This is a genomic window from Mesorhizobium waitakense (genome assembly GCF_056431085.1).
In genome coordinates, this window is record NZ_JBWKME010000045.1 from 1 (window position 1) to 12,868 (window position 12,868).

Sequence of the window (12,868 nt, forward strand, 5' to 3'; positions counted from 1 at the left end):
TTGATCTCTACCTCAACCGCAAGCGCCCCTCCCGCGCAGCGGGTTCGTTCTCCGGCCCAAAAGCCGCCCGACAGCTCGCCGCGGCATGTCGGCCAAAGAGGGCGTCTTCGCTACTGCCCAAAAGCGGACATTGCAGACAGCAAAGCTCCAGGTGGAGATACTGCAAGAGCTTGTATTAGCAGTTGCATTTCACAGACGGCGCGGAGAATGGCTATTGTAAATACTGCCTATGGGGTTAGGCTCCCCGTTAAGCTTCTCCTGCTGTGAGATGTGATCTGTCTAAGGCACATGAGGGAGGTCATGACCCAGGACAGCCGAGAGGCAGTCGCACAGATCGGTATACCGCCCGCGAAATCGCGGCGCACGGAACTGCTGACGTTCCTGATTCTAGCATTCGGGATCTGGCCCGTCGTCGCGGTGGGCGTCGTCGGCGGCTACGGTTTTCTCGTGTGGATGTACCAGATAGTCGTTGGTCCACCCGGACCTCCGGGAAGCTGAACGCATGCGGGAGAAATCTACACTCACGCGCAGGGCCCTTTTGGGGGGAAAATCACCGACCCAGCATCACATCTCGAGCGCTGTCGTCATGGCGCTGCCAGCTCGCTGCAATGAGATATCGCGACAGCTGGCGACCATCCCCGGCGTCGAGGTGCATGCCGGCGAAGGCAGCCGGATTGTGATTACGATCGAGGGTCCGACCAGCGGCATACTTGGCGAGACGCTGATTCATATCGCAACTATGGACGGTGTCCTCGCCGCAAACATGGTCTGCGAGCATACCGAGGACTCGGAGGATGGGCGTTCATGACAGCGAGTATTAACCGCCGCGAGCTTCTGAAGGCACATGCAGCGGCGCTGGCTGCGGCCTCAGCCGGGATCACACTTCCTGCTTCAGCCCAGCCCGCGCCAGGCGGCGTCGAGGCATTGGAAATCAAATGGTCGAAGGCCCCGTGCCGCTTCTGTGGAACGGGATGCGGCGTGATGGTCGGCGTCAAGGGTGGCCATGTCGTGGCGACCCACGGCGACACGCAGGCGGAGGTCAATCGCGGCCTCAACTGCGTGAAGGGCTATTTCCTGTCCAAGATCATGTATGGCCAGGATCGGCTGACCACGCCGCTGATGCGCAAGAGCGGTGGAGTCTTCGACAAGGATGGCGAGTTCGAACCGGTCTCATGGGACGAAGCGTTCGACGTGATGGCGACGAAGTGCAAGCAGGTTTTGCGCGAGAAAGGTCCCGAAGCGGTCGGCATGTTCGGATCGGGCCAGTGGACCATCTTCGAGGGCTACGCCGCGACCAAGCTGATGCGGGCGGGCTTCCGTTCCAACAACCTCGACCCCAACGCCCGCCATTGCATGGCGTCGGCCGCAGTCGCTTTCATGCGCACCTTCGGCATGGATGAACCTATGGGATGCTACGACGATTTCGAGCATGCCGACGCGTTCGTGCTGTGGGGCTCCAACATGGCGGAGATGCATCCGGTCCTGTGGACCCGGCTGGCCGATCGGCGTCTCAGCCATCCGCATGTGCGCTGTGCGGTGCTGTCAACCTTCACTCACCGCTCGATGGACTTGGCCGACATCCCTATCATCTTCAACCCTGGCACCGACCTTGCGATCCTCAATTACGTCGCCAACCACATTATCCAGACTGGACGCGTGAACGAGGCGTTCGTGCGGGACCACGCCGTCTTCATGAGTGGCGTGACCGACATCGGCTACGGACTGCGCCCGGACAATCCGTTGGAGTTGGCGGCAAAGGGTGCGGCCGATCCCGGCAAGATGGAATCGATCGACTTCGAGGCGTTTCGCGCCCTGGTGTCGGAATATACGCTCGATAAGGTGTCGGAACTCTCCGGCGTCGAACCCGGCTTTCTCGAGCAGTTGGCCGAGCTCTACGCTAAGCCCGACGTGAAGGTGATGTCGCTCTGGACGATGGGTTTCAACCAGCACGTCCGGGGCGTGTGGGCCAACCATATGGTCTACAACATCCATCTCCTGACCGGAAAAATCTCCGAGCCGGGCAACAGTCCATTCTCACTCACCGGGCAGCCTTCAGCCTGCGGGACCGCGCGCGAGGTCGGAACCTTCGCCCATCGCCTTCCCGCCGACATGGTGGTGACCAATCCCGAGCACCGCAAGCACGCCGAGGAGATCTGGCGGGTGCCGCTCGGTCTTCTACCGGAAAAGCCCGGTTTCCACGCGGTGCAGCAGGACAGGATGCTGAAGGATGGCAAGCTCAATTTCTATTGGGTGCAGGTCAACAACAACGTCCAGGCAGCGCCCAACAACAGCAACGAGACCTATCCCGGCTACCGCAACCCGGACAATTTCATCGTGGTTTCAGACGCCTACCCGACGGTGACAGCGCTGGCTGCCGATTTGATCCTTCCGGCCGCGATGTGGGTAGAGAAGGAGGGCGCCTACGGCAATGCCGAGCGTCGCACGCACGTCTGGCACCAACTCGTCGATGCGCCGGGCGAGGCGCGCTCGGACTTGTGGCAACTCACCGAGTTCGCTAAGCGCTTCAACACCGAAGACGTCTGGCCGGCCGACATGCTGGACGCAAACCCCGAATACAAGGGCAAGACCCTGTTCGAGGTGCTCTTCAAAAACGGCAAGGTCGATCAATTCCCGCTCGCCGAACTTGATGCCGAATACGAGAACCAGGAATCACGGGAGTACGGCTTCTACCTCCAGAAGGGCCTGTTCGAGGAATACGCCGAATTCGGCCGCGGTCACGGCCACGACCTCGCACCTTATGACACCTATCACCAGGTGCGCGGCCTACGCTGGCCGGTCGTCGACGGCAAGGAGACGAAGTGGCGCTACCGCGAGGGGCTCGACCCCTATGTGAAGGCGGGCGAAGGGGTCAGGTTCTATGGTCGGCCGGACGGCAAGGCTGTCATCCTCGCGGTTCCCTACGAGCCGCCGGCTGAATCGCCGGACGACGATTTCGACGTCTGGCTGGTCACCGGTCGCGTGCTCGAACACTGGCACTCGGGCTCGATGACGATGCGGGTGCCTGAACTTTATAAGGCGTTTCCGGGCGCGGTCTGTTTCATGAATGCGGACGACGCCCGACGACGTGGCATCAATCAGGGCGGCGAGGTGCGCGTCGTTTCGCGTCGCGGCGAGATCCGCGTCAGGGTCGAGACGCGTGGCCGCAACCGTATGCCGCGCGGCGTGGTTTTCGTGCCGTGGTTCGATGCAAGTAAGCTCATCAACAAGGTGACGCTCGACGCGACAGATCCAATCTCCAAGCAGACGGATTTCAAGAAATGCGCGGTCAAGGTCATCCCCGTCTAACGCGCCGGATGCGCGTCGCCATCGCCGTGGTCTTGTTGGCGGGCGCCGGAACGGTTGCGTTCGCGCAGATGAGTGCGAAGATCGTGCCGCCGCTGACGGGTGCGCCGAAGCCGATGGACGACCTAGCCGCAGCACCGATTCCGAGATGGATTGTCGACGACATCCGCAAGATGCGCGCCTATCCGGAACAGCCGCCGATCATCCCGCACTCGATCGAGGGCTACCAACTTTCGGTCAACACCAACCGCTGCATGTCCTGCCACAAGCGCGAGTTCACGCAAGGCTCCGGCGCGCCAATGATCAGCGTCACTCACTACATGACCCGCGAGGGCCAAATGCTGGCCGACGTTTCTACGAGGCGCTATTTCTGCACTGCCTGCCACGTCCCCCAGGCGGACACGCCGCCGCTCGTCGGCAACACCTTCGTTGACATGAGCGAGCTTGGCGTTGGCCACTCAGGGGACCAATAGCATGGGGTCGCGCATCAAGGCGGCCGCGCTCTGGGCCTGGGCGATCGTATCGACGCCGGCCGGGACGCTCGGCCTTGGCTTCCTGGCGCTTGGTGGCTTCATGGGGGGTGTGATTTTCTGGGGAGCGTTCAATACGGCACTTGAGGTGACCAACACCGAGCAGTTCTGCATCTCCTGTCACGAGATGGAGTCCAACGTCTACGAGGAACTCACCCGCACGGTGCACTTCTCCAACCGGTCCGGTGTTCGTGCGTCCTGCCCGGATTGCCACGTCCCGCATAATTGGACCGACAAGATCGCCCGCAAGATGCAGGCTTCCAAGGAAGTCTGGGGAAAGATTTTCGGCACGATCAACACTCGCCAGAAATTCCTCGAGCACCGTCTCGAACTCGCCCAGAACGAGTGGGCGCGTCTGAAGGCCAATGACAGCCTCGAGTGCCGCAACTGCCACTCATCGGTCGCGATGGACCTGTCGAAACAGGCTCCTCGCGCGGCCACGATTCACACGCGCTTCCTCCTGTCGGGTGAAGCAACCTGCATTGACTGCCACAAGGGCATCGCACACGACCTACCCAATATGGACGGCGTTGATCCAGGCTGGAAGGTTCCTCCCGAACTCCAGGGGGAGGCACTGCCCGGCGCATCGGTGTTCGAGCGGCTTGAACACCTTGCCCAGTCTCCGCATAGAGTGATGGGGGCCGTTAATGACTTGGCCGCCTTGCAATGATCGTGCAATCGTGGTGCAGCAGAGGACGAGCCGTCCCATTCAGTTTGAGATTATAGCTGACGCCCGTGATAACCTACGAGGCGAAAGACGGCGAGGCCATCCGGGATCACGCCAAGCGAGTCGGCATGCCGGGGGAGGAATTCTACCCGGTGGCCGACACCGTCATCCTTCAAAATGATCCGATTTCAGCAGCGGCCGCCTGACGAGTCCAGTTGCTGCCTCACCTCATCAGCGTGGGGCAGCATCACGCAACCAACAGACAATCAACAGACGGCGCTTGGAGGCGGCCTGCCCGCATACCAGCGCCGCGAATCCTACCGAATGGAGAAAACAATGCTTCACTACCTCAAGCATGTTTCGATTGGGCTGAAGGCTCGCTGAACTGAAAGGGCTTTGCGCGCTCTGCCCGACCATATCCTGAAAGATATAGGCCTTCGACGCGATGCAATCTCTTATGCCGTTCGAGAGAATCTGAAGCACGATCGCATTTGAACGTTCGCAATTGGATGGAATTGGAAAATGGAATTCTTATAAACATGGCGAACATCATGTATGTGGTCGCTTACTTCACGTTGGATATTTTGCGGCTGCGGATACTGACGACTGCAGCAGCAATCTGTCTCGCTGTATATTTCTGCAGCCAGCCGGCGCCGCTCATGAACGTGGTCGGCTGGAATGTCTTCTTTGTGCTTCTGAACCTCATCCAAATCGGCCGCATCTTGACGTCTCGCTACGTTAAGCTGCGGTCATACTCTCGCCAGGAAAATGCCAGCGGGCGTATGCGAAATGGTGGCTTTTGAACGACATTGGCGCTCGAAACCGAGACATCAAGTATGAGGCACATAGTTTCGGACAGGTGTGATCAGCGGCTGCTGGCGACTGTTAGCACTGACGCAAGAATTAGCGACAGGCCGGAAACCTGACGCTGCCCCTCACACTGCCAGGCGTCCCTGCTCCGCCTCCTCGGCATTGGGGTCGCCCGGGGCTGTGGCCCAGGCCAATTCGACCAGCGTCACGGTGCGCCGGCCTACCCCGTCGAGCTGGCAGACGATGAGGCCCTGCTCCTCGATATAGGTGAGGAGACGCCGGGCACGGCGCAGCGAGTGGGAGCCATAGGCGCGGGCGATCGCGGCGTCGCTCGGGCAAGGCCAGCCCTCCTTCGCCGCCCTGGCGATCATCATGAACACGCCCTGCATATCATCGGGCAGCAGCGAGGCGCGTACCGAGACGTCCTGCCACGCGTCATCCCCTGCCGCCATGTCGGAACCGAGCCCAGCGCGTGCGCGCGTCAGCATGCGGCGGAATTCGGCCAAGTCGGGCACGACCGAGGCAAGGCCCTCGATGCGGCAGCGCACCACGAACTCCTGATAGAGCACACCGATGACACGGAAGCCCGCGTCGGGCTGCGCCAGGATAGCGCGCAGCACACGGTCCACACGCTCGCGGCGCTCGGCCAGGTCCTCGGCGCTGATTTGCGGCTCCACCGGCTCGGGGCGGATTTCGAGTGCCGCCGACTTCGCCGCCATCAGTTGATCGAGTAGGTCCGGCGACGACCGGCGCTGCGGCCGCACGGTCTCGGGCGGCGGGGCTGCCAGGATGATGGCGCGTGCGTCTTCGAGGGCTGCTTCCGGCAGCGGCATCAGGCGCGGCGTGCCGTTGCGCGGACTGGTGTCGGTCGGGCCGATGCGCAGGCCGAGCGGCCGGCGTGACAGCGCCGGACCGAGCGCCATGAACTGGCCGCGCTCCAGGTCGCGAAACGCCTCCGCCTGGCGCCGCTCCATGCCCAAAAGGTCGGCGGCGCGCGCCATGTCGATATCGAGGAAGGTGCGGCCCATGAGGAAATTGGACGCCTCGGCGGCGACGTTCTTGGCGAGCTTGGCCAGCCGCTGGGTGGCGATGATGCCGGCAAGCCCGCGTTTGCGGCCACGGCACATCAAATTGGTCATCGCGCCAAGCGAGAGTTTGCGCGCCTCGTCCGAAACCTCGCCGGCCACCGCCGGTGCGAACAGCTGCGCTTCGTCCACCACCACCAGCATCGGATACCAATGGTCGCGGGCGACCTCGAACAGCCCGCCGAGGAAGGCAGCGGCCCGCCGCATCTGATTCTCGGCGTCGAGCCCTTCGAGATTGAGCACGGTGGAGACGCGGTGGATGCGCGCCCGCTCGCCGGCGCTCTGCAGGCCGCGCTCGGTATGCTCCTCAGCATCGATCACCAGATGGCCGAAACGGTCGCCCAGCGACACGAAGTCGCCTTCGGGGTCGATGATGGTCTGCTGCACCCACGGCGCGCTCTGCTCCAGCAGCCGCCGCAAGAGATGCGACTTGCCGGAGCCCGAATTGCCCTGCACCAAAAGGCGCGTCGCCAGCAGCTCCTCGAGATCGAGCGTCGCCGCGGCGCCTGCGGTCGTGTGTCCCATCTCGATCGCAACGGTCATCTCGACTCAGGCGCTCCTTTCGCAGACGGGCTTATCAACCCGATCACAACCCGTCGAGCGCGCATGGCCGCCCGCGCCGTGTTGCGCACAGGCCAAGGACCGTCTCCGGATCATCCACAACAAGGGAACCCTGTGGATAGTAACCACTTGTTCACCATGTGCCGGCGTTCCGATTGAAGACGCGCCGCATCCGCTTAGCCTGACCTTGCATCGCGTCCCCAACGTGGTGCGTCCCAACCGCCCCCTGGCGACCGACGTTTTCAAGTTCCCTCTCGCAGTATATGTCGGTCGCCAACCTCGCCTGATCCCGCCAAGTTCCGACATCGTCGAGACTCGCCCGCTGGCGCAAACTTTGGGTTGACCGCCTCGGAGCGCGAGGCGACACTTCCCCGACGCTGGAAGTGCGAGGAGGAAAAGCGATGGACGAGCCCGAACGGTGGCGCCACATGTCGACGGCGCCGAGGGATGGCAGCCGCATCCTGGTCACGGTTCGCCCGTCCGAACAGGGGCCGGCGGAAGTCGACCTAGCCTATTGGTCGCGCGCCGACCAGTTCGCCAGCGAAGGCTGGCGCGCGTCGGACTCCTCGCCGGGACGCGTCGTCGAATACGCCGAACCGGAACTGAAATGCTGGATGCCGTTGCCGACAGCCAATCTCAGCCGCGCCTCCATGCCGGCCCCCTGGGAAGGTGACGACGCCCAGCAGCTCGACGGCTCGGGGATTTGAGGACGCGGCGGAAGGTTGGCGAAAGCGGCTAAGCTGCCAATCTCCCCCCAAGTGGGGGAGATGTCCGGCAGGACAGAGGGGGGCGCCTTAGATCGCCAGCCTCAATCACAATCGAAAATGGCCATGCCCCACACACCGTTGCCTCCGCAGAACCGCGCAAACGCTCGATCAATGCGCAAGGTCATGACCAACGCCGAGTTGAAGCTCTGGAACGAGCTTCGCGCGCATAGGCTGATGGGCCTAGGCTTTCGCAGGCAATATCCGATCGCTGGCTACATTATCGATTTTGCCTGCCCGGAAAAGAAGCTCGTCGTGGAAGTCGATGGGTCGCAACACGGCCGAGCGGATTCCACCGTGGCCGACTTAGTCAGGACGAAGCGTCTGGAACAGGATGGTTGGGCGGTGCTGCGGTTTTGGAATGATGACGTCGTCCGCGACATCGACAATGTCTGCCAACATATTGTGATCGCTGCAGGTTTGGCCGGAACGCCTTGATATGTCGGCGGGACAGCGCCCCCCTCTGTCCTGCCGGACATCTCCCCCACTTGGGGGGAGATTGACAGCTTCGCCGGTCGACGCCTGTCAATCCCGTGTCCTGTTGTCAAATCGCCCCAGCTTGCGTGCGATGCTGGTGCCGCGCGATCAGACCGGATGCCATCACGCGAAGTCTTGCAGATTGGTTTCCCGGAGCTTGGCGCCTGCCAGCAGGGCTTCGAGCACCTGCTTCTTGAGATTGAGGCACTGCGATCGGGCAAGCTTGACGATGCCGGAAACGTCGCTCACCTCGCAGGCATGAACCAGATCCTTCTGCTGACAGATGATCAGCTGCGTGAAGTCGCGCGACCTGAATCCGAGGTGGAGAGCCCTCTCCGACTGGTCGAGTATCTGGCCCAGCAACTGCGCCAGGCGTGAATTTCCGGACAGCTCCGCCAACGCAAGACGAAAGGCACGATCCGCCGCCAGGAATGCAACGTGGCTGCGCAGCGTCTCCGGCTTCAGCACCTTCCTGGCTGCCTGCCTGATATCTTCGAGCCCGCGCTCGGTGAGGCCCGACGCACCCACCCTGAACACTTCCGGCTCGATCAGACTGCGGACATCGAAGATCTCGGTGACATCGCGCAGCGTCAGCGGCGTGATGACATAGCCACGTCGCGGCTCGCTCCTGACCAGGCCCTCCTGCATCAGCCGGGTCAGCGCCGCGCGGATCGTCGCCTTTCTGATCAGGTATCGATCGCCAATCTGCTTTTCCGTCAGCGTTTCACCGGGGCGAAGCACGCAGGCGACGATGTCGCTCTTCACCTGCTCGTACGCCTGTTCGCTGCGCAGCAGATCGGCTGTCGACGGCACCGCGGCCGTGCCGGCGGACAGTGCCGGTTTCGGCGATGCGGCATTCAAATCGCGAGGAGTCATGCTTGTTCCGTTCTGGCGATCCGGTTGACGCCGCCATCGATTTTGAGTAGGTTTGAGCATCTCAGATATATCATCTGATCATCTCAAAAGGGATAACTGGCAATGGCTATTCCGGTTGGCTCGCCTCTCTACGCCGTCGTCGATGATATCGTCAACGCTGCCGGAAGTCCCGATCCTCTCGCACGAATAAGGGCGGTGTTGGGCGACCATACCAACCGTCTTCACGCATTGGGGGTGCTCGTTCATGAAGAAGAAGACGACGAGGTGCTTCTCCATGCAAGCCGGAATTTGACGATCTATCACATCACGCAGTCGCCCGGTCTGCAGTACCCGCCGCACAACCATTTGATGGACGCGTTGATCGGCATTTACAGGGGTGGCGAGACGAACTTCATCTATCCCGAGGCCGCCAGCAAGCTCGATGCCCCGCGACGGCAGGACTCCACCGCGCCCACCGTGCTGCACCTGCCCCGGCATACCGTGCATTCGGTCGCCAACACCGGCAGCGCACGGTCCGGCGCGCTTCATGTCTATCTGGGCGATCTCCCGGCGACCCACCGACAACTCTGGGATCTGCAAAGCAATCAAGCCGAGCCGTTTGACAACGATCGCTATCTGGCCGGCGCCCAGCCCATCGAGCGATCTTGAGGCAGGCGCCCTTCTCCCACAAACAAGGGGAGAAGGGAGAGCCTTCCCCTCAGAACAGGAACGACGCCGTGGCGGGGTTTGGGCCGGTGCGGGCGTTTGGCGAATCCATGCCCCGGATCGTCTGCAGGTCCGGCGCATCCAGCTCGAAATCGAAGACATCGAAATTGGCCGCGATGCGATCCCTGCGGATCGACTTTGGAATGACGATCAGCCCCTCCTGAAGGTGCCAGCGGATGATCGTCTGCGCCGCGGACTTGCCATGCTTGTCGGCAATGCCCGCAATGGTCGGGTCGTTCAGCAGCCGACCGCTGCCCAGCGGGCTCCAGCTTTCGATGCGGATGTCGTGGCTGGCATGAAAGTCCCTGATGCCGCGCTGCTGGAACTGGGGATGCAGCTCGATCTGGTTGACCACTGGCGTCACGCCGGTCTCGCCGATGATCCGCTCCAGATGGTCCTGGTTGAAATTCGAAACGCCGATCGACTTGATGCGGCCGGCCTGCCTGAGTTCGACCAGCGTCTTCCACGCCTCGACATATTTGTCCTGGCCAGGCACCGGCCAGTGGATCAGGAACAGGTCGAGTTGCTCGATGCCGAGCTTCTCCATCGTCTCGTCGAAGGCGCGCAGCGCCGCATCGCGCTGGTGTGCGCCGTTGCGGAGCTTTGAGGTGATGAACAGCTCGCCTCTCGGCACGCCGGAGCTGCGGATCGCCTCTCCAACCCCATCCTCGTTCCGATAGCCCTCGGCGGTGTCGATCAGACGATAGCCGGCCTCGATCCCCCAACCCACCACCCGGGCGGTGATATCCTGGTCGACTTGCCACACGCCAAGTCCGAGCTGGGGAATGGCGGAGCCGTCGTTCAACGGTATCTGTTCAGGCATGGCAGGTCCTTTGCAAAAGATGATCCGGGCGGTCCGCCCGGCGCATGCCCTATCTAGGTTCGACAGGGAGCAACGACCAGTCGACAGCGGTCAAATTCGCCGGGTGCAAGCTCACCTCGGTCGGCGCACCGCCCTCACCACCCCGGCCGATACGCTGCCGCAGAACAGGCGTTCGCCGCCATCAGATTCCAGCCCCGAGACGCCCATGCCGGCCGGCATGTCGAGCTTCTGCAAAACTTTGCCGGTTTGCGGGTCGACGCGGCGCAGGTCGCCCTGCTCGCCCTCCCAGGTGGCGTGCCATAGCTCGCCGTCAACCCAGGTCACCCCGGTGACGAAGCGGTTGGATTCGATGGTGCGCAGGATTGCCCCGGTCTCGGGGTCGATCTGGTGAATCTTGCGCTCCCGGTATTGGCCCACCCAGAGCGTTCCTTCGGCCCAGGTGAGCCCGGAGTCGCGCCCGCCGCCAGGCGCCGGAATGGATGCTAGCACCTCCCCGGTGTCGGGGTCGATCTTCTGGATGCGATCCCCGGCAAGCTGGAAGAAATGCCGGCCGTCATAGGCGGTGCCAGCGTGCGCGGCGACATCGATCGATCGCAGTGCCTGCCCGCTTTCCGGATCGAAGGCGTTCAGTTTCTCACCGGAGGCAAACCAGACGTTGCGCCCGTCGAAGCTTACCCCGTGCACGGTGTCGACGCCCGGAAAGGGTCCGTATTCGCGCAGGATTTCGGCCGCTGAATGCTTCATGTCGTTATCCTCAGTGAGATGATCGGGCATTTTCGGGGACCATGCTCTAACCGTTTGGCAGCGGTGCCGGGAGTAACAACGTCGTCGTGAATCCGGCCACCGGCGGCGTCATCCAGCGGCGCGCCCGGCCGTGCCCGAACGACTGCACCTTGCCGGCCTCACCAAGTTGCTCCAGCGCCCGCTGCACGCTGCGCTGGCCGGTGCCAAGCGCCAGCGCCAGTGCCGAACTCGCCCAGGATTCACCGTCGGCAAGCAAGGCCAGCACCGCCGCGTGCCGCTCCTCGATCGGCCGTGCCAGCACCACCACCTCGGGCGCCTGGCGCGGCGCCAGCGCAAAGCCTTGGCTGGTGGCATTGATGTCGGCAAGCGTGCGCAGTTCGGCGCGCAGCCGGCCGATCTCGACTCGCAATCGGGCCCGATGCGATTCATCGGCGTGCCTGCCGCCAAAAGCCTGAGCGATGAGCGTCGCCCGCGACACGTCCGCCGGCCATGCTTCGGCCAGCGTGCGCGCCAGTGCAAACAGCACCGGGCGCGTTGCCAGCGAGACCATGGTTTCCTGTTGGCGCACGAGATAGCGCAAGGCATCGACGACCAGCGCCGGCGACGCCTGCAGCGCCTCGACCTCCTCGAGCTGCAAGGGGCGCTGCTGGCCACGCGCGATCAGCCGCGCCGCCGGCGCGTCTAGCGCCAGGAAGGCGTTGTCGACCTCGGCAATCAGCCCTGGGATGCCAGCCCGGCGAGCGGCGTGGCGCGCCCACTCCAACGCGGTGCGCGCAGCCCTTGTCTTGAGGCGCCGCATCGCGACGCCGGCGACGGCCAGTTCGTGCGCGGCTCTCGATGCTGGCGGAAGCGGCGCCGGATCGAGCCCGGCCAGCACGTCTTCAGCCTCATCGAGGCGACCAATCAACAGCAGGCGCCGAACCTTGAGGTGGCCGGCATGCGCGGCGTTAAGCCGGTCGCCATGCTTTTCCAGCGTCGCCCGCGCCGCATCGAGCGCCTTGGCGGGCCAGCCGAGGTCCCGCGAGACCAATGCGATCTCTGCCTCGGCGACGACGCATCTGGCCCGCGCCACCGCCTCTTTCGGACCGAAGGCGGGTGCGGCCCGTCGCAATAGCGCCTTGGCGCGGTCGAGGTCGCCGAGCTGCGCCATCGCGATGCCGCGCAGCGCCAGCGCCGGCGCGTCCTCGCGCAAGGCGACATGGTCCAGCGCGCCGAGCGGATTGCCCGCGGCCAGCGCCAATGCCGCTGCCGTGATCAGCGAGTCCATTCAAATCCCGTCACACTTGTAACTCCCACCCCTGCACTCCACGCCCTAACTTAAGTCATGACCGCCCCCCAGCAAGCCGTATCGGCAACAGGCAGCATACCAGGGAAAACAGCAATGACTTGGATGATGACCTAGCCATCAGGACTGGCTGAAGGCGCCGTGGCCGCCGTTGACGCCAATATCGGCATTGGCTAGCCTGAGCATCTCAGGCAAAGATATTAAGCTTCTCACAAGGGACAAACAGACAATGCCTGAC

Annotated in this window: 14 protein-coding genes and 1 pseudogene; 10 read left to right on the top strand and 5 right to left on the bottom strand. The window is 63.1% G+C overall.

Features of this window, described 5'->3' with window-relative positions; all coding sequences use genetic code 11:
- The first annotated feature begins 300 nt into the window (after positions 1-300).
- From napE to AC07FD_RS10235, 7 genes and pseudogenes are all read left to right on the top strand, one after another.
- Positions 301-498: a periplasmic nitrate reductase, NapE protein gene (gene napE, locus AC07FD_RS10205; RefSeq protein WP_478349733.1), complete on the top strand. Its 198-nt coding sequence runs from the start codon at positions 301-303 to the stop codon at positions 496-498.
- A gap of 4 nt (positions 499-502) precedes the next feature.
- Entirely contained in the window at positions 503-808 is a 306-nt protein-coding gene (locus AC07FD_RS10210; protein WP_478349734.1) for a chaperone NapD, read from the top strand.
- Positions 805-3,306: a periplasmic nitrate reductase subunit alpha gene (gene napA, locus AC07FD_RS10215; RefSeq protein WP_478349735.1), complete on the top strand. Its 2,502-nt coding sequence runs from the start codon at positions 805-807 to the stop codon at positions 3,304-3,306. The genes AC07FD_RS10210 and napA overlap by 4 nt, the downstream gene beginning before the upstream one ends.
- Positions 3,279-3,776 carry a nitrate reductase cytochrome c-type subunit gene (locus AC07FD_RS10220; RefSeq protein ID WP_478349736.1) on the top strand — a complete coding sequence of 166 codons (498 nt, stop codon included), beginning with the start codon at positions 3,279-3,281 and terminating at the stop codon, positions 3,774-3,776. The genes napA and AC07FD_RS10220 overlap by 28 nt, the downstream gene beginning before the upstream one ends.
- A gap of 1 nt (position 3,777) precedes the next feature.
- On the top strand, positions 3,778-4,503 hold the full coding sequence (locus AC07FD_RS10225) for a NapC/NirT family cytochrome c (protein ID WP_478349737.1): 726 nt from the start codon (positions 3,778-3,780) through the stop codon (positions 4,501-4,503).
- A gap of 390 nt (positions 4,504-4,893) precedes the next feature.
- Positions 4,894-4,995 (top strand): annotated as a pseudogene (locus tag AC07FD_RS10230) (YjiS-like domain-containing protein); the annotation flags it as partial.
- A gap of 44 nt (positions 4,996-5,039) precedes the next feature.
- Positions 5,040-5,303, top strand: a complete 264-nt coding sequence (locus AC07FD_RS10235; protein WP_478349738.1) for a hypothetical protein — start codon at positions 5,040-5,042, stop codon at positions 5,301-5,303.
- Positions 5,304-5,435: 132 nt separating this feature from the next.
- Here AC07FD_RS10235 and AC07FD_RS10240 read toward each other — a convergent pair whose 3' ends face one another.
- Positions 5,436-6,938 (bottom strand): helicase HerA domain-containing protein, encoded by a 1,503-nt coding sequence (locus AC07FD_RS10240; RefSeq protein ID WP_478349739.1) that lies wholly within the window; start codon positions 6,936-6,938, stop codon positions 5,436-5,438.
- 419 nt (positions 6,939-7,357) lie between these two features.
- Between AC07FD_RS10240 and AC07FD_RS10245 the strand changes: the two genes are divergently transcribed.
- Together AC07FD_RS10245 and AC07FD_RS10250 are read left to right on the top strand one after the other, a co-directional pair.
- A complete protein-coding gene (locus AC07FD_RS10245) occupies positions 7,358-7,663 on the top strand; it encodes a hypothetical protein (protein WP_095091288.1) in 306 nt (101 codons plus the stop codon).
- Between the two features lie 123 nt (positions 7,664-7,786).
- Positions 7,787-8,158: an endonuclease domain-containing protein gene (locus AC07FD_RS10250; protein ID WP_095091772.1), complete on the top strand. Its 372-nt coding sequence runs from the start codon at positions 7,787-7,789 to the stop codon at positions 8,156-8,158.
- Positions 8,159-8,320: 162 nt separating this feature from the next.
- On the opposite strand, the gene AC07FD_RS10255 is transcribed toward AC07FD_RS10250, so the two are convergent.
- The gene (locus AC07FD_RS10255) at positions 8,321-9,073 is read right to left on the bottom strand and encodes a GntR family transcriptional regulator (protein ID WP_478349740.1); all 753 of its coding nucleotides are present in this window, start codon (positions 9,071-9,073) and stop codon (positions 8,321-8,323) included.
- Between the two features lie 102 nt (positions 9,074-9,175).
- On the opposite strand from AC07FD_RS10255, the gene AC07FD_RS10260 reads away from it, so the two are divergent.
- Positions 9,176-9,721: an autotransporter gene (locus tag AC07FD_RS10260; protein WP_478349741.1), complete on the top strand. Its 546-nt coding sequence runs from the start codon at positions 9,176-9,178 to the stop codon at positions 9,719-9,721.
- Between the two features lie 49 nt (positions 9,722-9,770).
- On the opposite strand, the gene AC07FD_RS10265 is transcribed toward AC07FD_RS10260, so the two are convergent.
- The 3 genes from AC07FD_RS10265 to AC07FD_RS10275 form a co-directional block, all read right to left on the bottom strand.
- A complete protein-coding gene (locus tag AC07FD_RS10265) occupies positions 9,771-10,601 on the bottom strand; it encodes an aldo/keto reductase (RefSeq protein WP_478349742.1) in 831 nt (276 codons plus the stop codon).
- Between the two features lie 111 nt (positions 10,602-10,712).
- Positions 10,713-11,345, bottom strand: a complete 633-nt coding sequence (locus AC07FD_RS10270; RefSeq protein WP_478349780.1) for a Vgb family protein — start codon at positions 11,343-11,345, stop codon at positions 10,713-10,715.
- A 46-nt stretch (positions 11,346-11,391) separates the two neighbouring features.
- Entirely contained in the window at positions 11,392-12,612 is a 1,221-nt protein-coding gene (locus AC07FD_RS10275; RefSeq protein WP_478349743.1) for a helix-turn-helix domain-containing protein, read from the bottom strand.
- Between the last annotated feature and the right edge of the window lie 256 nt (positions 12,613-12,868).